Raw genomic sequence first — 21,740 nt, 5'->3', positions numbered from 1 at the left:
CACGGCACCCGGGCCGGATGCACTGTGTGGAGGCGCTTTCGGTTGCCCTTTCGCTTGATCGGCCGCCGCGAATAGCTAGAATGACGCGTCTCCTTTCTTTCCGGCGTCTAACGTGAGCGTTCATACCTTCGAAGAGACAATCAACGGGCGCGAGTTCCTCATCGAGGTATCCGCGGTCGGCAGCAACCGATGGCGCGCGCACCTCGTGCGCGTCCCCGGCGGCTCGACGGCCCTGATGCCGTTCTACGGTGCGACGCCGCAGGAAGCGGCGCAACAACTCAGCAGCTGGCTGGCCCGGGCACACGGCGCTCCCAGCCAGTCGCCGCGGGCGCCGCTCGATGCGTCCGGCAGCCATTCCGTAGCTTAGGCCCTGCATGCGATTCACACGGCATTCGCCTCTCGTTCTCGCGTTCCTCGTGTGCTGGAGCGCGGCCGCGGCCGCCGAGCCGCCCCGCGTGAAGCTGTTCGCGACCGGCGGCACGATCTCCAACCGTGCCGGCGGCCGCCTGACGCACGAGGAACTGGTCAAGAGCATGCCGGATGTCGGGCACTACGCGCGCGTCGAGTCCGAGCAGTTCTCGAACCTCCCGAGCAGCGGCCTCACGCTCGACCAGTGGGTGCTCCTCGCCCGGCGCATCCAGGACGCGTTCGCGGACACGGATCTGGCGGGTGCGGTGGTGACCAGCGGCACCGACACGCTGGAGGAGCTCGCCTATTTCCTCAACCTCACCGTTAAAGACGAACGCCCCGTCGTGGTGGTCGGTTCGATGCGGAACCCGAGCACGCTGGGGTACGAAGGGGCCGCCAACCTGCTCGAAGGGGTCCGGGTCGCGGCGGACCCTGCCTCGAGACGCAAAGGGGTGCTCGTCGTGCTGAACGACGAGATCAACGCCGCGCGCGAAGTCACCAAGACCGACGCGCTGCGGCTGCAGACGTTTCAGAGCCGCCCCTACGGCGTGCTCGGCGTCGTTGACGCCGATCGGATCGTCTACTACCGCGAGCCGGTCAAGCGGCGAACCTTCGACACGGAGTTCGATCTCGCGAAGATCGCGGCGCTGCCCCGCGTGGACGTCCTGCTCGTGTATCAGGGAGCGCCCGGCGATTTGATCCGCGCGGCGGTCGATGCCGGCGCCAGAGGCATCGTGATGGCCACGGCCGGCGCCGGTGCGACCAGCGGCACGCAGAACGAGGGCATCCAGTACGCGGTCGGCAAACGCGTGCCCGTGGTCGTCACGACCCGCGCCGGAAGCGGGCGCATCGCGCCGTTCCGGCGCCCGCCGGCCGCGGCGCCCGGCACCGGGCAGCCGCCGTCGCCGTCGTATCGCATCGCGGGCGAGGACCTCATGCCGCTCAAGGCGCGGGTCCTGCTGATGCTGGCGTTGACCAGGACGGACGACGCCGCCGAAATCCAGCGGATCTTCAACGAGTACTGAGGCTCGCCCGCGCCTTCTGCGGGTGGAACGACGAATGCTTGACTAGTCAACTATTGATATCGTCGCCGGCGGCTCGCCGCGGTGCTCGAGCCGCACGGCGTCACCCTGCAGCAATACAACGTGCTGCGAATCCTGCGGGGCGCCGGCGACGCGGGGCTCCCCACCCTGGCGGTGGCGGAGCGCATGATTGAGCAGACGCCCGGCGTCACCCGGCTCCTCGATCGACTGGAACGCAAGGGACATATCCGCCGCGAGCGCTGCCGCCGCGACCGCCGCCAGCATCTCTGCTGGCTGACAAAGGAGGGCGCGCGGGTGCTCGAGCGCCTCGAGGATCCGATGATCGCCGCGCAGGAGGAGGCGCTGGGCGCGCTCGGCGAGTCGGACCGGCGGCGCCTCGTGAAACTGCTGGACCATGTGAGAAATCCCGACGAGTAGGCGCGCGGCCGCGCGGTGCGATGCCGGCGTCACAACATGATTAGTCAACTATTAACCGCCTAACACATTCGAGATGACGGAGAGATGACCATGACCACGACCGCTACCCCGCAGACCGCTTCGACCGCGTACGCCATCGACCGCACGCACAGCGAGGTGCTCTTCCGAGTCCGGCACCTGCTCTCGCGCGTGAGCGGCCAGTTCCGCGACTTCAGCGGGTCGATCACCTTCGACCCCGCGCGACCCGAGAACGCGCGCGTGGCGGTCGGCATCAAAGCCGCCTCCATCGATACGGCGGTCGCTGACCGCGACGGGCACCTCAAGTCCGCGGACTTTTTCGACGTCGAGAACCACCCGGAGATCACCTTCGTGAGCGATCGCGTGGTGTCGAAGGGGGCCGACAACTTCGCGGTCGGCGGCACGCTCACCATCCGCGGCGTCGCCCGGCAGATCGAATTGCCGGTTACCTATCTTGGCGTCGCGCGCGATCCGTGGGGCAACGACAAGCTGGGCTTCGAGGCGTCGATCCGGCTGAACCGGAAGGAATTCGGCCTGACCTGGAACGCCGCGCTCGAGACCGGCGGCTTCCTCGTCGGCGACGATGTGGATGTGACGCTGAACGTGCAGGCGGCCCGCGCGAACTAGGCGCACGTGCGCCGGCCGCCGGGAACCCCGGCGGCCGGCGCGCGCACAGGCATCATCCTTGCTGTCCAATGCTCGCTGCAGCTGGGGATTATGATGCCGTCTCACCGCACTCATCGCGCCGATCCCGCCGCGCCGTCCCGCCGAACGTTCGTGAAAGGACTCGCCGCGAGCGGGGCGGTCGCGGGCCTCGGCCTCTGGCGCACGCCGCGGGTGTGGGCGCAGGCGCCGGCGCGGCAGCCGACCATCGAACTTTCAGGTACCAACTTCGACCTTCGTATCGGCGAGACGCCGGTCAACATCACCGGCCGGCCCCGCACCGCCTACACGGTCAACGGGTCGCTCCCGGCACCGACGCTCCGGTGGCGTGAAGGCGAAACCGTAACGCTGCGCGTCGCGAATACCCTTTCAGAGGACGAAGCCTCGATTCATTGGCACGGCATCCTGCTGCCCGCCAACATGGATGGCGTTCCCGGCTTGAGTTTCGGCGGGATCCGGCCTGGTGAGTCGTACGAGTACCGGTTCACGGTTCGGCAGAACGGCACGTACTGGTATCACAGCCATTCCGGGTTCGACGAGCAGCTCGGCGTCTACGGCGCAATCATCATCGAGCCGCGGCAACCCTCTCCCGTCCAGCACGACCGCGAGCACGTCGTCTTGCTTTCGGATTGGACGGACGAGGATCCGCGCGCGGTCTTCGCCAAGTTGAAGAAGCAGTCCGACTACTTCAACTTCAACAAGCGGACGATGGTCGATCTCTTCCGCGATGTGCGGGAGCGGGGGCTCTCCGCGACGCTGGCAGACCGCAGGATGTGGGGCCGGATGCGGATGAATCCAACCGACCTCTCGGACCTCAGCGCCTACACGTACACGTACTTGATGAACGGCCTCGCGCCAAACGAAAACTGGACGGGGCTGTTCGAGCCGGGCGAGCGGGTCCGGCTGCGCTTCATCAACGGGTCGGCGCAATCGTACTTCGACGTCCGCATCCCGGGGCTGAAGATGACGGTCGTGGCCGCCGACGGGCAGTACGTGCACCCCGTGGAGGTCGACGAGTTCCGCATCGCGACTGCCGAGGTCTACGACGTGATCGTCGAACCATCGGGCTCGGAGGCCTTCACGATCTTCGCCCAATCGGCCGATCGGACTGGCTACGCCGCGGGGACGCTTGCGGTCCGTCGCGGGCTGCGCGCGGAGGTGCCTCGCCTGGACGAACCGCAACTGCTGACGATGGCGGACATGGGGCATGGAGAGATGGCGGGACACAACACGCCGGGACACGACGTGCCGATGCAGGCGCACCCTGAAAGCGAGAACGGGAATCCGCTTGTGGATATGCAGGCCACCATGCCAATGCCGCGGTTGGACGATCCGGGCGTCGGGCTGCGCGGGAACGGGCGGCGCGTGCTCACCTACGCGGATCTTCGCAGCATCTTCGAGGACCCGGACGGCCGGGAGCCGAGCCGCACGATCGAGTTGCACCTCACCGGGCACATGGAGAAGTTCGCGTGGTCGATTGACGGGATCAAGTTCTCTGACGCGCAACCCGTTCGACTCAAATACGGCGAGCGCCTGCGCGTCGTCCTCGTCAACGACACGATGATGTCGCACCCGATGCACCTGCACGGCATGTGGAGCGACCTCGAGAACGAGGCCGGTGAGTTCATCGTGCGGAAGCACACGGTGGACATCCAGCCGGGGACGAAGCGCAGCGTTCGCGTGCGGGCGGACGCGCTCGGCCGCTGGGCATTTCACTGCCACCTGCTCTATCACATGGAGTCCGGCATGTTCCGGGAAGTGAGGGTGGAGGAATGATCCGGGCGCGGCACTTCCCTGTCCTCGTCTTCACCGCGTGGCTCCTGATGGTGCCTGCCGGGGCTGCCCAGACGCCGCCGCACACCGGGCACCCTCCACCCCCGCCCGCGCAGCAGCCGCAGCCAAAGCCGCCAGACGACCATTCGGCTCACGCGAAGCCGGCCGACGCGCCGAAGCAGGGCCCGAAAGATCCGATCCCGCCGATCACCGATGCAGACCGTGCCGCCGCGTTCCCGCCGGCGCTCGGCGGACACGCCGTCCACGATCGGACGCTCACGGCCTTCGTGCTGTTCGAACAGCTCGAGTGGCAGGGTGGAGGATCGGGTGGCGGCAACCTCGAGAACACGTCGTGGATCGGCGGCGACGTCGACCGCCTCTGGATCCGCGCCGAAGGTGAAAGCGAGGACGGACGCGTCACGAACGCGTTCGTGCATGCGCTGTGGGGGCGGAGCGTCTCGCGGTGGTGGGACTTCGTCGCCGGCGTGCGCCAGGATTTCCGGCCGGGCGATCCGCAGACGTGGGCGGCGGCGGGCGTGCAGGGGCTGGCGCCGTACTGGTTCGAGATCGAAGCGACCGGTTATGTCGGCGCCGGTGGCCGCACGCACGCGCGATTCGAGGCGGAGTACGACCTCCTGCTCACGAACCGGCTCATTCTTCAACCGCTCGTCGAACTGGAGGTGTACGGAAAGGACGATCCGGAGCGTGCCATCGGCGCAGGCTTCAGCTCCATTGAAGCCGGCGTGCGGCTCCGCTACGAGATCCGTCGCGAGCTGGCACCGTACGTCGGCGTGGTGTGGGACCGGAAGCTCTTTGGAACAGCGGACTTCGCCCGCGAAAAGGGCCGAGACGTCGGCGGCGCGAAGCTCGCGCTCGGCGTGCGTACCTGGTTCTGAGGCAACCGACGGCCCCCCACAAACCCGCGAATCAGCCTCTCGCGCCGCCGGGCGGACGTGGTCGGGCATTTTGAGCTTGACCGACCAAATTGGTCCGAGATATCCTGCACAAAATGAGAACGAGTCTCAAGTTTATGAAGTTGCTCTCATAGAACGCATCGACACTCGTTCCACAACAAAAAAACCCGCCGCGTGCGCCACACACGGCGGGTAAGTCGAACCGCTCGGTCCTGGAGAGAACCGTTCACGCGCTGCGCGCATGAGAGCGTCCGACGCCGGTAGTGTACGGCCACGCTTCGTCGCGCGCAAGCAGGAGGGTGCGTTATGAAGCGAGCCGTCTGTTCTTCGCCCGGGCATGAATGCAAGCCCGGCCACTCCCTGGCATTTCGCTGCAATTTTCCATTTCCCTCAATCGCAACCGCATGGGTCGCTTCGGTGATGTTGGCCCTGTTGTCGACCTCCCCGAGCGCGTCAGCCGGGTCGGACGTTTCCGCGGCTCCAACCCATGTCGTCGTCGGTACGGTTGTCGACGACCAGGATCGACCGATTCCCGGCGCTGAAGTTGTAATTGAAGTCGCCGGAACCCACGGCCGAACGCAACGAACGAATCCCGATGGCACGTTCAGATTCGAAGGGTTGCCGTCCGGCAACGCGACGGTGCGGGTCGCAGCGCGGGGCTTTGCCCCGATCTCGCGATCGATCAGCACGGCCGAACAACGCACGGTTCGCCTGCGGCTGGCCATCGCACCTGTCACGGCGACCGTGACCGTTCTCGCTGGCGGGGAGGAGGATCTGGCCCGCCGCGTGGATCGGAGTTACGACACGACCAAGTCGGTGACGTCAGTTGATGGGCACGTACTCACGAGTCTGAACCCGGTCGCGAACTACGCCGCCTTGCGCCTGCTGCCCGGCGTGATGAATGCTGGCGCAGGAGGCCGCGACAGGTTCAGCGTTCCCACGCATATCCGCGGCGGTCACGCTTGGGGCACTGTCGAAACCGTCGATCAGTATCCGTCTATTGACATCACCCCCGTATCGGCGGAAGACGGCGGCTACACCGCCGGATTCTCCTCCATCATTCCATCCATCGCGATTCGATCGCTCAGTATCGCCACGGGCGGCCTCGGCGTCTCATACGGCCAGGCGTCAGGCGGCGTGATCCGCAACTACTTGAAGCGCGGGTCCGGTGCGAACCCCGCAAGTTCTTTTCGCGTGGAAATGCTCAGCCTCGGCGAAGGCATCTTCATGGGCGATACCGGTGGCGGAAAGGGGCCTGTCGATTACTACGTCGCCGGGCAAAGCTCGCTGGCGGATTACGGAAGCGCGTACAGCACGTTTCCACGACCGATCGAAGGCCTGCGGCTGGCGTCGGGTCTCATGAAACTCGGCGTGCAGACATCCACCCGCGGACGCTGGGAGACAATGTACATCGGCGGTGGCGAGCGTCACGACTACTTCCAGGAAAGCACGCAGGCTGGCCGGCTGATCCGCCAGGACTACCACACGGACAAGACCAACTACTTCCTGGCATCCCGCTACGACTGGCGCAAGTCCGAGAACTTCGGTGCTGGTGTCGGCATCACGGGAAACTGGTTTCACGAGAACCGCGTTGAAGACGCCGCTGGCGGCGTGGCGACCGGCGTCTCCCGCCGCAATCGGCCCCAGCGTGCCGCCCGGCTGTTCGCCAACATTCAGTGGCGCGTCCCGCTCGCGGGCGGGGTGACCTACAGCGGTTCCAGCGGCGCCGACCTGACGTGGGATCGGTTCGAGGACATCACGACACAGCCGGTCGCCTTTTCGTTCCGCGAGCAGGCCGTCTACTGGCGCAACTCGTTCGAGATCGGCGCGGTCACGCTGAACGGCGGCGTTCGCGTGGCCAACATCGACAACGGACTCCGCAACAAACCGCGCGCCGCTTACGATGCGGGAGCCGCGTGGGTCATCCCGGGTGCACGCACGCGCCTCTTCGGCTCGTGGTCCACGGGTTACAAGTTGAACAAGGCGTTTTACCTGTGGTGGGGAAACGGGCAGTTCATTCGCCGGGATCCTGCGGTTGGACTCCGCCCGTCGACCACCGACACGGTTGAAATCGGCGCTGAACAGCCGGTCTCGATCGGCTCGCATGGTTCGGGCACCGTCCGCGTCGCGGTATTCAAGAGTCGTGAGTCCGACCTGTTCAACTTCGGCAACACCGGCATGGGGATCCCGTTCTACGACGCAGCGCGGACGCGCGGGGTCGAGATGTGGACCGAGTGGCGTGTCTGGAGGCTTCGCCCGTTCGCGTCCCTCACGTGGCTGCGCAGCTACCGCGACGACAGCACGAATCCGAGCGCCTCGAACGTCGATCTCCGTTTCGCGCCGCTGCCGAACTACGTGGCCGGCTTTGGCACTCACATCGATCTCCACAGGCGGCTCGCGGCCAGTGTCTACGGGATCTACGACGATGGCGGCCTGTCGGAACAGCGGCTCAACGACGATGTCGTGGTCACGCGGTTTGGCGGCTTCGGCAAGTTAAACGCGGCGATCGCCTGGAGTGCCTCCTCGCGCTGGGGTCTGTTCACACGGGTCGAAAACCTGTTGAACCAGCGCGATCTCGGGTTCGATCGCACAATCATCAGTCCGGACGGGAGCGCCCGGCGCGTGGCCGGCACACAGCGCGATCCGGGGGTTGTCGTCTCCGCCGGTCTCAACATCCAGTTCTGAGACGCATGACGGTCTGGGAGCAGATACTTGACAGGCCGCGCCAGTGGCGCGGCCGCCACTGGTTCTTCCAGCTGCACCTCTGGGCGGGCGTTCTGACGGCGTTGTACCTCGTCGTGGCCAGCGTCACCGGCAGCCTGCTCATGCTGCACGATCTGTTGGAGCCGCCTGTGCCGCACGCCGATGTCGCGCGCGGAGAGCTGCCCGTCGGGCCCGACGAGGCCCTGCGTGCACTCCGCGCCGCGCTTCCGGGCTTTCGCGCGGCCTCGGTGGTGGTCCCGGAGCGGCCCGGCGGGCCGTACGGCGGTTTCCTCCTGAACCGTGGTCAATGGGCATTCGCGGAGGTGCATCCGGTCACGGGCGAGATCAGCCGGGTCATCACGCGGCGAAACAGCGGGTGGCGGTTTCTCGAGGATCTTCATAATAACCTGTTGTCCGGCCGCACGGGCCGCGTCGTGAACGGGATCGGGGGCCTTAGCGTCACGCTGCTGTGCGTCACCGGAATCGTCATCTGGTGGCGCGGCCGCGGTCTCTGGGGCAGAGGGTTGCGGATCGACTGGAGCGCCCCGTGGCCGCGGCGATGGTGGGATCTGCACGGCGCGACGGGCATCTGGCTGCTGCCGCTCACGCTGCTCATCACCATCACGGGCGTGTATCACACCTGGCCGCTGTGGTTCCGGACGCCGATCGCGGCGGTGTTGCCGGTGAGCCCGCCCGAGCCGCAGCAGCATCTTGCGGACGCCGCCGGTCGACCGCCGGCGCGGATCGAGACGCTGCTCGCGGCAGCCCGTGCCGCGGTGCCGCACAAACGTGTCCACACGCTCCAGCTGCCGGCGGGTTCCACGCAGCCGGTGCGGGCGCTCATGCTCGGCGAGGGTGAGCGCATCCAGGCGTTTGCAGATGTGGTATTTCTCCATCCGGCCACGGGGGAGGTGGTGCGCATAGACCGATACGCCGGTCGTCCTGTAGGGGACCGCGCGATCCGATGGTTAGGCATCCTCCACGGCGGGCGCTTCGCGGGCGCCCTGAGCGGGGTGCTGTGGTTCATCGTCGGCTTCGCGATGGCGGTGCTCGCCGCGTCCGGCGTTGTGGTCTGGTGGAACCGGACGATTCGGAAGCGGTTATGGAGGCTGGCGCCGCCTTGGCCGTTCGCCCCCCGGACCAGGTGCGGCAGCCCGCCGCGTCGGACGTAAGCGCTTACCGCGCGCGTAAGCCCGGGCAGCGTGGCGCGCCCGAATGGCGGCGCATTATCGGCGGCCGCGTCGTGGCACGCCCGTTGCCGCCCCGCCTCCGGCTGCATGAGCCGAAGGAGGGGCGAAATGATGGAACGACGAACGTTCGTGACGTCGGTGCTCGCGACCGGACTGGTAACACCGCTCGCCGCCGCCCGGGGGCACGACCACTCTCCCCTGGAGGGACCGCTGGCCAACGCCACGGTCAGCTTCGGGTCCTGGCGCACGGATCCGCCGCTCGACAGGTTTCCCAACCTGAACGACAGGACGCGCAACGGGCACCAGCTGACTCCACACGAGACGACGATCAAGGTTGGGGGGACCGTGAACTTCGTCATTGGCGGGTTCCACCACGTGCTGGTGTACTCCGCGGGGACGCAGCCGTCCGACATCAACACCAGCCTGGTCAGACCGGTCACCGCCCCTCCGGGACCGCCACTGATTGACGATCCGAACAACCGCATCTACCGGGGGCTCGATCCGAGCCTGCAGCCGCAGGACCGGGTGGAAGTGGTGCAGTTCCACAATCCGGGGACGCACCTCGTCATTTGCGGGGTGCTCCCGCACTTCGTCAACGACGGGATGTTCGGGTTCGTGAGGGTGCTGCCTTAGAACGCGAGGGCTCGCCGTCGGTGGTGTCCGTCACCTGGATATCACCGACGCCTGCGCCTTGAGCACCTCGCTCCACATCGTGATTGGCAGATGCTCTGACGCGACGCGTTCCGGCCGGATGCCGTCCCGTTCCGCCGCGTCCATCACTTCCCTGGCGTACCGGGAGGGCGATTCCAGCGTCTGGATGAAGTCGGAGGCCCACAGGAACTCGGCGGCGACCATCTGCAGACAGAAAAGGATGCTGAACACGGGCAATCGAGTCACGCTCCGGATTGACTGCTTGTACGGTCCCGGCTGCCGAGCGGTCCCCAAGCCGCACGGACGTAAACCCTCTCACCGGGCGGCGCCGAGCAGGATCTGCGCACGGTTCCCGTTGACCAGCACCACCGATCCGTCCACGAGTTGTTGACCCGTGATGTCGTCGGCGGCAAACCGGCCGACCAGGTCGCGTGGAGCGTACCACGCGATGGAGTCGCCGTCGCGCGTGGCGACCGCACCGGCTGATTGGCGGTGCGGGAGGCGCACGGTCAGACGAATCCCCTCGAAGCCCGGCACTCCGCCGGTAACTCGCCACACCTCCCTGGCCGCGCCGAGCAGGTCGTCGTTGAAGAGAGGGGCGGCCCGTGCCGGAGCGTTCGGCTGCAGCGCTGTCAGGATGGGGGCGGCGCTTCCAAGATCCAGCGAGAGGTACCGCCGGTCCCTGTAGACGGCGGCGGAAAACGCCACGCGGGTCCCCCGCGCGTGGGCGAGGCGCACGAGCGCGAGTCGTGTGTCGTGGGACAGCGCCAGCGTCTCGCGATCGAACCAGCGGCCGGCGAGGAGCGCATAGAGATGATCGAGCGCGGCGCGCGCCGCCGGGCCGGAGGGCGGTCCTTCCACGACCACTTCGCGCAAGGCCCGCGTGGCATCGAGGCCATCGGCGAATTCGAGTCGCACGATCTCACGCTCGCTCCGCAGATCCACCTGCGTAATACCGCCGCGCGTGCGCGAGCGCCGCACCTCGAGTGGTAGCATCGACGGCCAGCCGGCGCTCCGCCAGTCGTCCGAGTCGCCGATGCGGAGGGCGCCGGGCGCGCCGGCGATCTCGACGACCAGCACCGAACGGGAGTCGAACCACAGTGGTGATCGCGCGGTCAACAGCGGGGCCGGGATCAGCAGGGTGACTTGCTGCCCGGCGTCGAATGGCCGCGCTTCCTCCTGCGCGGCCGCCGGTCCGGCGGCGCCCAGCACGACGAACGCGAGTGCGGACGCGATCGATCGCATCAGAACGTCATCCCGGCGGCGACCGTGAACATCCCGATCGTGTCGCGATCGCCGTCCGCCATCAGGATCAGCGCGCGAACGTCCGGGCGGACATAGAACCGCTCCGACACGCCGAACCGCACGCCCCCGCCGACGCTCAGGGCCGGGTCGGTGAACGAGCGCATGCCCCAGCGACCGTCGGCGCCGATCTGCATCGGGCCGAGCCGCTGCTGGTAGAACATCGGCATGCTCGACAGGTCCACGGTCGGACCGTTCGTCCACGCGCCGGTCCAGTAGTTTGGCCCCGCGTAGGGCCCCTGCATCATGCCGCCGTGAGGACTCCCCTGGAACGGGACCATCGTCGCGCCGGGCCCGAATGCGCCCGCCATGCGGCCCAGGAATTCCGCGCTGTCCATGTCGAAACTCGTGCGAACCACGGCCGCCCCGAGCGAGACGAACGGCATGGCCTTCGGTTCGCCGCGCAGGAGGTTCAGGAGCACGCTTCCGCCGAGCGTCACGCCGTCGCTGCCGCGTCGGGCCGCCAGCCGGCTGCCCGTGACCTCCACGGCCACGCGCTCGCTCAAGTCCAGCACCAGCGCGCCGCCAAGCGTCGCGCCGCTGCCAGGAGAGGTCGACGTCAGACCCGCGCCCAGGGCGACCGACCACGGACGGTCAACGGACGCAGCGCGGACCGGTTGATTGGTCTGCGCACCCAGCGCTGCTGGAGCGACGAGCACGGCCACCAATGTGGGGATGATGAGAGCAATTCTTCGCATAGAGACTCCTTCTTCCTTCCGCCCACCGGTCCTCGGGTGTGGTCAACGGGAACGACGCTGTTCTGTGCCGTGGCGTGGCGTGGGCCGGCTGACTGGCCGAGTGGCGGAATCGAGTCGCCGCTTCCCAGGAAGGCGGTTCAGGACAGCGGCGTTATTAATCTTAGCTCAGACCGGAGATCCCGACCTCGACCTGGCGCCAACGGCGTCGAACCGTGCGCGTTCGGCGGTTGCCGGAAAGGTGCCGATTCGATAAAATGAGAGATTCTCTCACGCACCCGCACGTGGGCCTGTAGCGCAGTTGGGAGCGCGCCTGAATGGCATTCAGGAGGTCACGGGTTCGACTCCCGTCAGGTCCACCAAATCTTCACGGTCATCGCAGCCGAGCGCGCCTCCATCAGCCGCATGACCCTTCTCCGGCTCGAAAAGGGCGAGCCGGGCGTGGCAGTGGGGATTTGCGCGACAGTGCTGTTCGTCCTGGGACTCGCCGACCGCCTCGCCGACATCGCAGATCCGAAGAACGATCCCATCGAGCTGCAGCTTGAAGAGGAGCACCTGCCCAAGCGTATCCGCACGCCCCGCAGACCGAAGCCGACGGCGGGTGCGTGATGGACAAGGAAGTTCTTGTCTACGAAGGACAAAAAGGCTGGCGGCTCTCGCCGGCCTATGATCTGAACCCCGTGCCCGCTGACATCAACCCCAGAGTCCTTATCACGGCGATCACCGAAGACGACACGACGGCATCGCTCGCGCTTGCCTTCGAGGTGGCGGGGTACTTTGAAGTTTCGGACGCGAGGGCGCGGGAGATCGCCTCCGATGTCGCCGGCGCCATGTCAACGTGGCGGACCGAGGCGGCAAGCCAAGGCATCGCCCGTCAGGAGATCGATCGCATGGCCTCCGCCTTCGAGCATCAGGACCTCGAACTGGCGCGCAGCCGCTGACCGCAGGCCGAGAGGACACCAATGTCTACGCGATGTGACGGCGACCCGGTAGATCGCGGCCCGAGTCCAGCCAGTTCCCCGAAAACCGGCACTGCGGCCGCGGCTCAGCGCTGGCACACATTCTGCAGTGTGGCCGAGGTCCAACCTCGGCGGGAGGGGTTTCTCGATTTTCCATTTCGGCTCCGATGCGCGGAGCAGGTAGGGCCATGCGCGATGCTGTGGCGGCATGTTGCGTCGCCGTCTGTCTGACGTTTCCCCGTGTGAGCGTGGCGCAAACGCGTCTCGCACCGCCGACTGTTTCGACAAGGCCGTCGACGCCATCGGCGCCCCCGAGCGGCGGCGTCACGCCTCCCCTGCCGGCCATCTTTGACCCAACCGGGCCCGCTCGGCCAGACGCCGGTTTCTGGGCGCCATTCAAAGAGATCCCCGACGATTTTGCCCGGTTCTTTTCGCGAGATGCGCTCGAGATCGTGGCTATCGGCGGGGCCGGGGCGCTCGCGGCACATCAGTGGGATGGAGAGGTCGTCGAAGAATCGCAGCAGCATTTGCGCCCGAGCGTCTTCGAAACTGGCAACATCGGTGGCGGCTTCCTCATACAGACAGGCGCCAGCTTCGGGCTGTACTCCGTCGCCAGGCTGGCCGGGTCGGACGACTTCGCCGCGCTTGGCGCAGATCTGACGCGTGCGCACATCCTCACGCAGGGGATCGTCCACGCGGCCAAGTTCGCGTCGCGTCGCGCGCGACCCGACGGCAGCGACCGATACTCGCTCCCATCAGGCCACACCGCGAGCGCCTTTGCGACCGGGACGGTTCTCCAGCGGCACTTCGGCTGGAAGGCCGGTATTCCCGCGTATGGCTTTGGCGCCTACGTCGCGGCGTCCCGGATGTCAGCCAACAAGCATCATCTGAGCGACGTGCTGCTTGGCGCCGCGATTGGCGTAGCGGCGGGCCGGACAGTGACGCTCGGGCCCGGCAAGGCTCAATTCAACGTGGGCGTGGCGCCCACTCACGGCGGAGCCGCGATCACCTTCACGAAGCATTGATTCACCGCCCCAGCAGCTGATCGAGCTGGTTCAGGCGTTCGTTGCTGCCAAGCAGCGCCAGCGTGTCGCCGGGGCGTATCTCCTCGTCGGCGGCAGGCGCGATGTTCGTGACGATCACGCGCGAGTCGGGCGACCGCCGCTTGATGGCAATGAGCGTGAGCCCCAGCCGCGGGCGCAGCTCGAGCTGCTTCAGCGTGCGCCCGACGAAGGCATCGGGCGCCGGCACCTCGACGATGCTGAAATCCCTGGAAAGCTCGATGTAGTCGAGGACGTTCGGCATGACGAGGCTGTGGGCGACGCGGACCGCCATCTCGCGTTCCGGGAAGATCACCCGCGAGACACCGAGCTTCTCGAGGATGCGCCCGTGCAGCGGCGTCACCGCCTTGGCGACAATCGTCCGGATGCCAAGCTCGCGAAGCTGCATCACGACGAGCAGGCTCGACTCGATGTTTTCGCCTATCGACACGACGGCCACGTCGACGTCCCGAACCCCCGCAGCCCGAAGCGTCCTCTCATCCGTGGCGTCGATCTGCAGCGCCTGCGTGATCACGTCCGCCAGCTGCTGCACGCGCGATTCGTCGGCGTCGACGCCGATGACATCGTGGCCAAGTTCGGTCAGCGTCGTGGCCATCGCGGACCCGAAGCGCCCCAGGCCAATGACTCCAAACTGCTTCCGCTTCAACTTCATCCTCCTCGAGTCACCCGATGAGGAACTTGCCCTCGGGGTGCCGGACGCGCGCCGGCTGGCGGCTCCGAGCGATGGCCACAGCGAGCGTCAATGGTCCTATCCGGCCCATGAACATGATGCCCATGATCAGGATCTTTCCAACGGCGGAGAAATGACCTGCGAGGCTCACCGGTGCGTCCGCCTCGCCCATGGAGAGGCCCACCGTCCCGAACGCACTCGTGGCCTCGAACAGCGTCGGCAGCAGCTCGCGTGACTCGATGGCCAGCAACAGCCCGGCCACCACGTTGAGCGCGAGAAAGCCGATCAGGCAAATCGAGAACGCGCGGGCGATGAGCGCCGGCGGGATCCGCCGCCGCAGCAGCGTCGGCTCGCTCCTGCCGCGAATCATCCCCCAGATCACGGCCGCCATGATGCTGACGGTGCTGACCTTGACCCCGCCGGCCGTGCCCCCGGGCGCCGCGCCGATGAACATCAGGAGGATGACCAGAAACAGGCTCGCCGGCATCATCGCACCGATGTCGATCGTGTTGAAGCCCGCGGTCCGCGGCGTGACCGCCTGGAAGTACGCCGCAAGAATCGCCTCGCCGGAGCCCAGCGGCTGAAGCGTGCGGGGATTATCGCGTTCGATCACCCAGATGAGGGCCGTCGTGATGACGATCAACGCCGCCGTCATGGTCACGACCAGCCGCGTGTGTGTCGAGAAGCGCCGATACTGCCGGACCCGGCCTATCTCCGTGATGACGACGAACCCGAGCCCTCCAGAGATCACGAGCGTCGTCACGACGAGATTCACGATCCAGTCGCCGCGGAATCGCATCAAGCTGTCTGGGAACAGCGAGAATCCCGCGTTGTTGAACGCCGAGACCGAGTGGAACAGCCCGTAGTAGGCGGCCCGGGCAAAACCGAACTCGGGCGTCCACCGGGCGGCCAGCGCGATCGCACCGGCAAGTTCGAACGCGACGGTAAGCTTGAGCACCGTCAGCACGAACCGCGCGAGCCCCTCCATCGTCTGCACGTTCATCGCCTCTTGCAGCGTCAGGCGCTCGTGCACCGTCAATCGCCGGCCCAGCGCGACGCCGACGACCGTCGAGATCGCCATGTAGCCGAGCCCGCCGATTTGAATGAGAAGCATCACCACCGTCTGCCCGAAGAGCGACAGCTCGCCGGCAGTGTCCACGACGACGAGCCCGGTCACGCACACGGCCGACGTCGCCGTGAACACGGCGTCGAGCACCGTCAGCGGCTCGCGGGTGGCCGAGACAGGCAGGCGCAGAAGAGCGGTGCCCGAGGTGATGAGCGCAGCGAAGCTGAGCACCAGCACCTGGGCGGGCGAAAACGGGCGATGGAGACGGGCGGGCGCAGCGGCCGGTGGCGACGACACGTGTGAACGGCGGGCCTCGGTGGGCGACCAACAACGTACGCCCGCCCACGATCGATGTCAATCAAAACAGCGGGCGGAGGCCATGAGATGGTTCAGCGAATCGAGACCGCCTCTGGCAGCCGCCCGAACACCTCGACATACTCTTCGACCGTATCAATGTCGGTAAACGCGCCCGCGTCTTCGTCGACAGTCACCTCTCCTGATGGCGAGGCGTGGCGGTGCACGACAGGCTTCGCACCTTCGGATAGCGGCGCGTGCGCCAGATCGTCGAACACGGCCCGGTCGAACACGACAGGATGCCCGTGCTGCGTCTCGCGCAGCGTTCTCACCGGACGAACGACCTTTGGCCGCGATTCCCTCCAGCGGGCGACCAGCGCGCGTATGGTGTCAGGTCGCACCAGCGGTACATCGACCGGCAGCGCCACGATCGCCTCGGTCGACGGATCGAGCACCGCCAGGGCGACCTGCAGAGACGAGAGCTGCCCCCGCCCGGGATCGTCGTTGACGAGGACGCGCGTCATGGCGGTGACCGCCACATCGGCCAGATTGGGGGCGACCACCGCCATCACCGCGTCCACGCCCGAGTCGTGGAGCGCGGCGCACGCGCGCTCGAGAAACGACTCGTCTCCGCGCCCTGTCCGGAGCAGGGCCTTCGGGCAGCCGATGCGTGTTCCGCTCCCCGCGGCGAGCACAATCCCGGTAATCACAGGTAGACTCTAGCTTATGAGCGATTTCCGATTGCCCTGCCAGCGCTGCGGCACCGACATGGTGATGCACGACCCGGCTCCCGGGGCCCCCTGGCGCACCGATCAGTTCTGGGTGTGCCCCGTGTGCGGGCGGCATTTCTGGACCACGTATCCCGCACCCCCGGTTGCGCCGCCGAAGCCAGAACGGGCCGCCACCAGCGCCAGCTAGCGGCCCGTCACCCTTGACTTCCTTGACTTGGCCGCGGAAAGCCGCCTACACTGCGCCTCATCCGTCGGAGGATCGGTCGTATGCCAAGCGGGACGATTGCCAGATTGTTGATTGACAAGGGTTTCGGGTTCATCCGCGACGAGAGCGGCGTGGAGCACTTTTTCCATCGTAGTGCCGTCCGTGGCGCCGTCTTCGAGTTGCTGCGTGAAGGGCAGCGCGTCGAGTTCAGCATCGAGGAGTCGCAGAAGGGGCCGCGCGCCGGAGATGTGCGCCTGATCGAAGGCTGACGCTCCACGTCGCCCCCCGCACCGAAGTTCTTTCCGAGGCGCGACCCCGTCGGTCGCGCCTCGTCCGTTAGTGCCCTACTACCTCAGTCCCATCATTCGCCGCCTCTTCGTCGCGCAGATCGCCGTCGTCTGCCTGCTCGTTGCCGCGCTCCCCTTCGCGGGGCGCGCCCTCTATCGCGAGGATCCGCTGGAGAAGGCGGACGCCATCATGGTGCTCGCCGGAGATCGGGTGATCCGCTGGCTCGAGGCGCACGAACTTGTCCGGGAAGGCTGGTCACCGGTGATCGTCCTGAGCGCCGGCTATCGCGAATCGGTGGAGCGCGCGCTGGTGGAACGGGGGGTGCGCATCCCGAGCGAGGGAGAGGTCGCGCGCGCGGCGCTCCTCCAGCTCGGTCACGCCGCCGCGTCGGTGCGGGTGCTCGGCTTTGCGGACAACACCGCGGCGGAAGGCGCGCTGCTTCGACGCGAGGCGACCGCCAGGGGCTGGAGACGCGTCATCGTTGTCACGGCGAAGCTGCACACGCGCCGGGCAGGGTTCGCGGTGCGACGCGAGCTGGCGGGGACCAACGTGCGCGTCATCGTGCGCGCGTCACGCTATGACGATGATGATCCGGCGAGATACTGGAGGAAGCGCCGGACCATGCGCGCGATGCTGGGCGAGCTGCCGAAGATGATCGCGTACCTGCTGGGGCTCGGAGCATAGGGACCCCACCACGACGTGAAAGGTAAAAGGTAAAATGTAAAAAGTCGCCACGCGAATCAGCAAGGTCCTTGCAAGAGGCCGCCCGCGAGGAAAAAGAGGAAAAAAGGAAGCGAATGGGGCCCGGTGGCCCTCCCGGTCTTCAAAATCGGTCGCTCCCCGCGTTTCGCGGGAAGGCTCGGTTCGACTCCGAGGCGCTTCCGCCAATCGCTCTCACCACCGCGTCTGTATCGCTGAGATCCTCGAACACCGCGTCCGCGCCGGCGGCGCGGAGCGTTGCGGCGTCAACCCCTCCGGTCGCGACGGCGATCGCGTGCGCGCCTGCCGCGCGCGCGCAGGCCACGTCGAGCGGCGTGTCGCCGACGACCACCACGCGATCGGCGGGCAGCGCAGGCAGCCCGCACGCCGCCGCCCGGGCGACGGCGACCGGCACCAGATCGTTCCGCTCCGTCGCGTCGTCGCCGAACGCGCCACAACGGAAATAGCGCCAGAGATCAAAATGCTCGAGCTTCACCCGCGCGGCCTCGCGAAAATTCCCGGTCAGCAGCGCGAGCATCACGTCCTGCCTGGACGCCAGCGCGTCGAGCACTTCACGCACGCCGGGCAGGACCCCCTTGAACTTTCCCGCGGCGGGAGTGTGGATCTCGCGCCCCAGGTGCTCGAGGTAGCGGTCGTAGAACGACTCTCGCATCGCCTCGTCGCCGGCGTGTCCCAGTCGCTCGAGCGCGTCAGCGAGGATCAGCGGATCGGTACGGCCCGGCATCGGGATGCCGGCGAATCCGTCCTCGACGCCCAGCACGTCCCGGAGTGCGAGCGTCATGCCGCGGCCTCCTGCGCCGCCGGTGAGCACGAGCGTGCCGTCCACGTCGAAGAGCACCAGGCGCGATAGAATCGACTCCAGAGGAGGCATCAATGCACATCCGTCACATCGCGGCCATCGCGGCCGCGTGCGGTCTCGCGTCCGCCGTCGCACTCGCGCAGCCCGGCGAAGTCACCGCGCGGGCCACCGCGACCATCAAGGGGGAAGGCATCAGCGGCCAGGCCACGTTCACCGAGCGCCGCATGGGCGAAGGCACGGTCGTGATGATCGAGCTGACCGCCGAAGGGTTGAAGCCCGGCCGCCACGGCGTCCACCTGCATGCCGTCGGCAAATGCGAGCCGGATTTCGCCGCGGCCGGCGGACACTTCGATCCGGGCCCAGCCGGCAACCCGGATCCCGACGCGAACCATCCGTTCCACATGGGAGACATCCCGAATCTCACCGTGGGCCAGGACGGCAAAGGAACACTGCGCGCCATGACCTCGCGCGCGACGCTCAGTGACGGCCCGGTGAGCCTGTTCGACGCGGACGGCTCGGCGATCATCATCCATGGCAATCCCGACCAGGGCATCACGGGCGAACCGAAGTCCGGCGTGAGCGGCGGGCCGCGCGTGGCCTGCGGGGTGATCACGAAGAGTTGATTTCGCGGTGCCCACTCTCCTTACCCGAACAGCCGCCATCTCGACTTCGCCGGCACGACCTCGCCCGTCGCCGGCTTGACGGTCAGCCAGCGCGTCGCGAACGGTTCCGCGAAATCGGCATCGCCGGTGATTGCCAGCGCGGTGATGCCGCGACGCGCGATCAGGTCGCCGAGATCGCGGGCGAATCGGCCCGCCTGCCCGCGCGGCAGGGACGCGGACGGGTGCTCGAGGAGCAGGATGTCCGGATCGAGCGCGAGCGCGCGCGCCACCTGCGCGCGCAGCCGCTCGTCCGGCGTCCCGTCGCCCGCCCGCGTGGCGAGCCGCTCGTGCGCCAGCCCTGCCTCCGCCGCGAGCGCCTTCACGCGGCGCGTGACGTCGGCGGGAATCGCGTCGATCTCGAGCGACAGCGGCAGCGCCAGGTTCTGCAGGAACGTCGACCCGTCCAGCATCACCGCGCGCTCGCTGACGATCCCAAAGCGGTCCAACGAGACGAGCCAGGCGTCGCCATCCGCGATCGCGGCGGTTGAGGTTCCCATCACCGTGACCGCACCCTCGTCGGGCAGCACGGCACCGGTGACGAGATTCACCAGCGCCTCGGCGGCAATCGCATCAACGCCGCCGAGCGCGACGCGCTCTCCCTTCCGAATCTCCAGCATGGCGATCCGCAGCGGGCGCAGTCCGCGGTAGTCCCTGGTGACGCCCGCGAGCGCGACCACCACGTCGTCGGCCGGCGTCATGCAAACAGCCGTTCCCGCAGAGCGTGGTAGTGCTCTTCGGGCAGGGTCACGCCGCCCAGCTCACCGTGCGCCGCCGTTTCGCCGTGATAATCCGATCCGCCCGTCATCAGCAGGCCGCTGGCGCGCGCCAGCCGCTGGTAGCGGGCTCGCATCTCCGCGTCGTGGTCGGAATGAAACACCTCGATCGCGGGCATCCCGGCGACGATGAGCGACGGCAGGCGGTCGTCCCTGTCGAGCAGGCCGGGGTGCGCGAGCGACGCGAGTCCGCCCGACGACGAAATCAGCTCGACGACCTCCTCGGGCGACGCACCGGTGCGCGGCACGAACGCGAGGCAGCCGGTGCCGAGATACTGCGCGAACGCCTGGTCGCGCGACGCGACGTGGCCCGCGGCAATCATGGCGTCTGCGATGCGCGGGCGGCCGATGGACCGGCCGGCGTGCCGGGCTCCCGAGCAGAGCACGGCGTTCACGTCAATCGGCTTGCCCAGCGCGGCCAGGCGGTCCGCGATCGCGTGCACCCGCCGAATCCGGTGCTGCCGCTGCTCGGCAAGGAACTCGTCGAGGATCGGCACCCGGATCGGGGGAAAGTACCCCAGCACGTGCACGTCGCGACCGTCCAATACCGCGGTGACCTCGACGCCGCGGACCAACGTCAGGCCGGCGGCGGCCGACGCGGCGGCGGTCGCGTCCCATCCCGCGGTGGTGTCGTGATCGGTGACCGAGAGGACGCGGATGCCCCTGGCGCGGCAGCGCTCGACGAGCTCGGCGGGCGTGTCCTGCCCGTCCGAGACGTTGGTGTGAAGATGGAGATCGATCACGCGGTGGCGCGCGGCGTGCGGCGTCGCGCCTTCCGCTTGCTGGCGCGCGCGACCAGCGCGCGGTATTCGCGGATGAGCAGATCGAGATGCTGCCGCTCCTCGTCTGCGAACTCGAGAAAGATCTGCTTGCCTTCCGAGTCCTCGAACCGCTCGCCGTACCGCTTGAAGAACTTGTGCGATCCCCGCTCGCAGCGGATGCCGATCATGAGCGCCTGGCGATCGTTCACGCCGCCGCGCGCGAGCTGGTCGGTGCCGGCCGCGAACAGGCCGTTGGCCGCTCCCTTGAAGAAGAGGAACGTCGGCCGCGAGTCGAGCTGCGGGTCCTGCGCGAGCAGCTGGCGGTAGCGCGCCTCGAGCGTGGCCAGGTGGTGTTTCTCTTCCTCGGCGAGCTTCTCGAACACGCGCCGGCCGCGCGCGTCCTTCGTCATCCGGGCGGCGCGGGTATAGAACTCGAGCCCGGATCGCTCGGTGGCGATGGCAATGCGCAGCGCATCGCGGGCGAACAGCAGCTCGGTCGGCGCCCCCTGCGGCGCCTCCTGCCGGCGGCCGGTGCGGCACGACTCGCACGTACCGTAAATCTGCAGCACGCTCTGGCGCGCGGAGAAATTACGGGCGGCGGCCACCTCCTCGAGCAGCGCCTCGATGTCGGAGCTGAGAAACTCCGACGACTGGTTGCAGCTCTTGCAGATCAGATGGAAGTGCCGCGGGTGCCGGTAGGAGTGCTCGAAGCGGAAGCGCCCCTCGCCGAAATCGACCTTGCGCGCGATGCCCGCGTCCACCATCCACTGCAGCGTGCGGTACACCGTCGCGCGGCTGATCTTGTGGTCCTCTCGCCGGATGAGGTCCACCAGATCGTCCGCACTGAGGTGCCCTTCCTGCCGCAGGAAAACATTCACGATCAGGTCGCGCTTCCCTGACCGCTTGCCGCCGGCCGGGCGCAGACGCTCAATGTAGGCGGTGGCTGTATCCATGGCGCTACGCCGGCGCAGCCG

Annotated in this window: 25 protein-coding genes, 2 tRNA genes and 1 pseudogene; 18 read left to right on the top strand and 10 right to left on the bottom strand. The window is 67.6% G+C overall.

Annotated features, from left to right (window positions below; translation table 11 throughout):
• The first annotated feature begins 112 nt into the window (after nucleotides 1-112).
• The 9 genes from HYU53_16585 (at nucleotide 113) to HYU53_16545 (ending at nucleotide 9,762) form a co-directional block, all read left to right on the top strand.
• Nucleotides 113-367 (top strand): hypothetical protein, encoded by a 255-nt coding sequence (locus HYU53_16585; GenBank protein MBI2222808.1) that lies wholly within the window; start codon nucleotides 113-115, stop codon nucleotides 365-367.
• A 7-nt stretch (nucleotides 368-374) separates the two neighbouring features.
• Nucleotides 375-1,433 carry an asparaginase gene (locus HYU53_16580; GenBank protein MBI2222807.1) on the top strand — a complete coding sequence of 353 codons (1,059 nt, stop codon included), beginning with the start codon at nucleotides 375-377 and terminating at the stop codon, nucleotides 1,431-1,433.
• An 81-nt stretch (nucleotides 1,434-1,514) separates the two neighbouring features.
• The gene (locus HYU53_16575) at nucleotides 1,515-1,868 is read left to right on the top strand and encodes a winged helix-turn-helix transcriptional regulator (protein ID MBI2222806.1); all 354 of its coding nucleotides are present in this window, start codon (nucleotides 1,515-1,517) and stop codon (nucleotides 1,866-1,868) included.
• Nucleotides 1,869-1,958: 90 nt separating this feature from the next.
• Nucleotides 1,959-2,513 (top strand): YceI family protein, encoded by a 555-nt coding sequence (locus tag HYU53_16570; protein ID MBI2222805.1) that lies wholly within the window; start codon nucleotides 1,959-1,961, stop codon nucleotides 2,511-2,513.
• A gap of 93 nt (nucleotides 2,514-2,606) precedes the next feature.
• Complete coding sequence (locus HYU53_16565; protein ID MBI2222804.1) at nucleotides 2,607-4,325, top strand: copper resistance system multicopper oxidase; 1,719 nt, start codon at nucleotides 2,607-2,609, stop codon at nucleotides 4,323-4,325.
• Nucleotides 4,322-5,218 carry a copper resistance protein B gene (locus HYU53_16560; protein ID MBI2222803.1) on the top strand — a complete coding sequence of 299 codons (897 nt, stop codon included), beginning with the start codon at nucleotides 4,322-4,324 and terminating at the stop codon, nucleotides 5,216-5,218. The genes HYU53_16565 and HYU53_16560 overlap by 4 nt, the downstream gene beginning before the upstream one ends.
• Nucleotides 5,219-5,656: 438 nt before the next feature.
• On the top strand, nucleotides 5,657-7,921 hold the full coding sequence (locus tag HYU53_16555) for a TonB-dependent receptor (protein ID MBI2222802.1): 2,265 nt from the start codon (nucleotides 5,657-5,659) through the stop codon (nucleotides 7,919-7,921).
• 5 nt (nucleotides 7,922-7,926) lie between these two features.
• Complete coding sequence (locus HYU53_16550) at nucleotides 7,927-9,111, top strand: PepSY domain-containing protein (protein ID MBI2222801.1); 1,185 nt, start codon at nucleotides 7,927-7,929, stop codon at nucleotides 9,109-9,111.
• Between the two features lie 126 nt (nucleotides 9,112-9,237).
• Nucleotides 9,238-9,762, top strand: a complete 525-nt coding sequence (locus tag HYU53_16545; protein MBI2222800.1) for a hypothetical protein — start codon at nucleotides 9,238-9,240, stop codon at nucleotides 9,760-9,762.
• A gap of 30 nt (nucleotides 9,763-9,792) precedes the next feature.
• Here HYU53_16545 and HYU53_16540 read toward each other — a convergent pair whose 3' ends face one another.
• From HYU53_16540 to HYU53_16530, 3 genes are all read right to left on the bottom strand, one after another.
• A complete protein-coding gene (locus HYU53_16540; GenBank protein ID MBI2222799.1) occupies nucleotides 9,793-10,011 on the bottom strand; it encodes a hypothetical protein in 219 nt (72 codons plus the stop codon).
• 84 nt (nucleotides 10,012-10,095) lie between these two features.
• Nucleotides 10,096-11,025, bottom strand: coding sequence for a hypothetical protein (locus HYU53_16535; protein ID MBI2222798.1), 930 nt, complete (start codon nucleotides 11,023-11,025; stop codon nucleotides 10,096-10,098).
• Nucleotides 11,025-11,780 (bottom strand): hypothetical protein, encoded by a 756-nt coding sequence (locus HYU53_16530; GenBank protein MBI2222797.1) that lies wholly within the window; start codon nucleotides 11,778-11,780, stop codon nucleotides 11,025-11,027. Before HYU53_16530 ends, HYU53_16535 begins: the two co-directional genes overlap by 1 nt.
• Nucleotides 11,781-12,063: 283 nt before the next feature.
• Here HYU53_16530 and HYU53_16525 point away from each other — a divergent pair.
• From HYU53_16525 to HYU53_16510, 4 genes are all read left to right on the top strand, one after another.
• Nucleotides 12,064-12,139, top strand: a tRNA-Ala gene (locus tag HYU53_16525).
• 43 nt (nucleotides 12,140-12,182) lie between these two features.
• Nucleotides 12,183-12,386: an XRE family transcriptional regulator gene (locus tag HYU53_16520; protein MBI2222796.1), complete on the top strand. Its 204-nt coding sequence runs from the start codon at nucleotides 12,183-12,185 to the stop codon at nucleotides 12,384-12,386.
• The gene (locus tag HYU53_16515) at nucleotides 12,386-12,718 is read left to right on the top strand and encodes a hypothetical protein (protein ID MBI2222795.1); all 333 of its coding nucleotides are present in this window, start codon (nucleotides 12,386-12,388) and stop codon (nucleotides 12,716-12,718) included. The genes HYU53_16520 and HYU53_16515 overlap by 1 nt, the downstream gene beginning before the upstream one ends.
• Before the next feature lie 470 nt (nucleotides 12,719-13,188).
• Nucleotides 13,189-13,761 (top strand): phosphatase PAP2 family protein, encoded by a 573-nt coding sequence (locus HYU53_16510; protein ID MBI2222794.1) that lies wholly within the window; start codon nucleotides 13,189-13,191, stop codon nucleotides 13,759-13,761.
• A gap of 1 nt (nucleotide 13,762) precedes the next feature.
• On the opposite strand, the gene HYU53_16505 is transcribed toward HYU53_16510, so the two are convergent.
• The 3 genes from HYU53_16505 to HYU53_16495 form a co-directional block, all read right to left on the bottom strand.
• Nucleotides 13,763-14,449: a TrkA family potassium uptake protein gene (locus HYU53_16505; GenBank protein ID MBI2222793.1), complete on the bottom strand. Its 687-nt coding sequence runs from the start codon at nucleotides 14,447-14,449 to the stop codon at nucleotides 13,763-13,765.
• A gap of 10 nt (nucleotides 14,450-14,459) precedes the next feature.
• Nucleotides 14,460-15,830, bottom strand: a complete 1,371-nt coding sequence (locus HYU53_16500; GenBank protein ID MBI2222792.1) for a Trk family potassium uptake protein — start codon at nucleotides 15,828-15,830, stop codon at nucleotides 14,460-14,462.
• 92 nt (nucleotides 15,831-15,922) lie between these two features.
• A complete protein-coding gene (locus HYU53_16495) occupies nucleotides 15,923-16,537 on the bottom strand; it encodes a nucleotidyltransferase family protein (GenBank protein ID MBI2222791.1) in 615 nt (204 codons plus the stop codon).
• Nucleotides 16,538-16,553: 16 nt separating this feature from the next.
• Between HYU53_16495 and HYU53_16490 the strand changes: the two genes are divergently transcribed.
• From HYU53_16490 to HYU53_16475, 4 genes are all read left to right on the top strand, one after another.
• Nucleotides 16,554-16,745 carry a hypothetical protein gene (locus tag HYU53_16490; GenBank protein ID MBI2222790.1) on the top strand — a complete coding sequence of 64 codons (192 nt, stop codon included), beginning with the start codon at nucleotides 16,554-16,556 and terminating at the stop codon, nucleotides 16,743-16,745.
• A gap of 80 nt (nucleotides 16,746-16,825) precedes the next feature.
• Nucleotides 16,826-17,032, top strand: a complete 207-nt coding sequence (locus HYU53_16485) for a cold shock domain-containing protein (protein MBI2222789.1) — start codon at nucleotides 16,826-16,828, stop codon at nucleotides 17,030-17,032.
• A 70-nt stretch (nucleotides 17,033-17,102) separates the two neighbouring features.
• Nucleotides 17,103-17,735 (top strand): YdcF family protein, encoded by a 633-nt coding sequence (locus HYU53_16480; GenBank protein ID MBI2222788.1) that lies wholly within the window; start codon nucleotides 17,103-17,105, stop codon nucleotides 17,733-17,735.
• 105 nt (nucleotides 17,736-17,840) lie between these two features.
• Nucleotides 17,841-17,938 (top strand) — tRNA-Sec (locus tag HYU53_16475).
• A gap of 23 nt (nucleotides 17,939-17,961) precedes the next feature.
• On the opposite strand, the pseudogene HYU53_16470 reads toward HYU53_16475, so the two are convergent.
• A pseudogene (locus HYU53_16470) lies at nucleotides 17,962-18,642 on the bottom strand (HAD family hydrolase).
• A 2-nt stretch (nucleotides 18,643-18,644) separates the two neighbouring features.
• On the opposite strand from HYU53_16470, the gene HYU53_16465 reads away from it, so the two are divergent.
• A complete protein-coding gene (locus HYU53_16465; protein MBI2222787.1) occupies nucleotides 18,645-19,193 on the top strand; it encodes a superoxide dismutase family protein in 549 nt (182 codons plus the stop codon).
• A gap of 20 nt (nucleotides 19,194-19,213) precedes the next feature.
• Here the strand turns inward: HYU53_16465 and HYU53_16460 are convergent, their stop codons facing one another.
• The 3 genes from HYU53_16460 to HYU53_16450 are packed head-to-tail and all read right to left on the bottom strand — an operon-like array spanning nucleotide 19,214 to nucleotide 21,719.
• Nucleotides 19,214-19,930 carry a hypothetical protein gene (locus HYU53_16460; GenBank protein MBI2222786.1) on the bottom strand — a complete coding sequence of 239 codons (717 nt, stop codon included), beginning with the start codon at nucleotides 19,928-19,930 and terminating at the stop codon, nucleotides 19,214-19,216.
• Complete coding sequence (locus HYU53_16455; protein ID MBI2222785.1) at nucleotides 19,927-20,748, bottom strand: PHP domain-containing protein; 822 nt, start codon at nucleotides 20,746-20,748, stop codon at nucleotides 19,927-19,929. Before HYU53_16455 ends, HYU53_16460 begins: the two co-directional genes overlap by 4 nt.
• Nucleotides 20,745-21,719, bottom strand: coding sequence for a transcriptional repressor (locus HYU53_16450; GenBank protein MBI2222784.1), 975 nt, complete (start codon nucleotides 21,717-21,719; stop codon nucleotides 20,745-20,747). Before HYU53_16450 ends, HYU53_16455 begins: the two co-directional genes overlap by 4 nt.
• Between the last annotated feature and the right edge of the window lie 21 nt (nucleotides 21,720-21,740).

This window comes from Acidobacteriota bacterium (genome assembly GCA_016184105.1).
GTDB lineage: Bacteria > Acidobacteriota > Vicinamibacteria > Vicinamibacterales > 2-12-FULL-66-21 > JACPDI01.
Note: the sequence above shows the minus strand (reverse complement) of the source record. Positions and strands in the feature narration are given on the sequence as shown.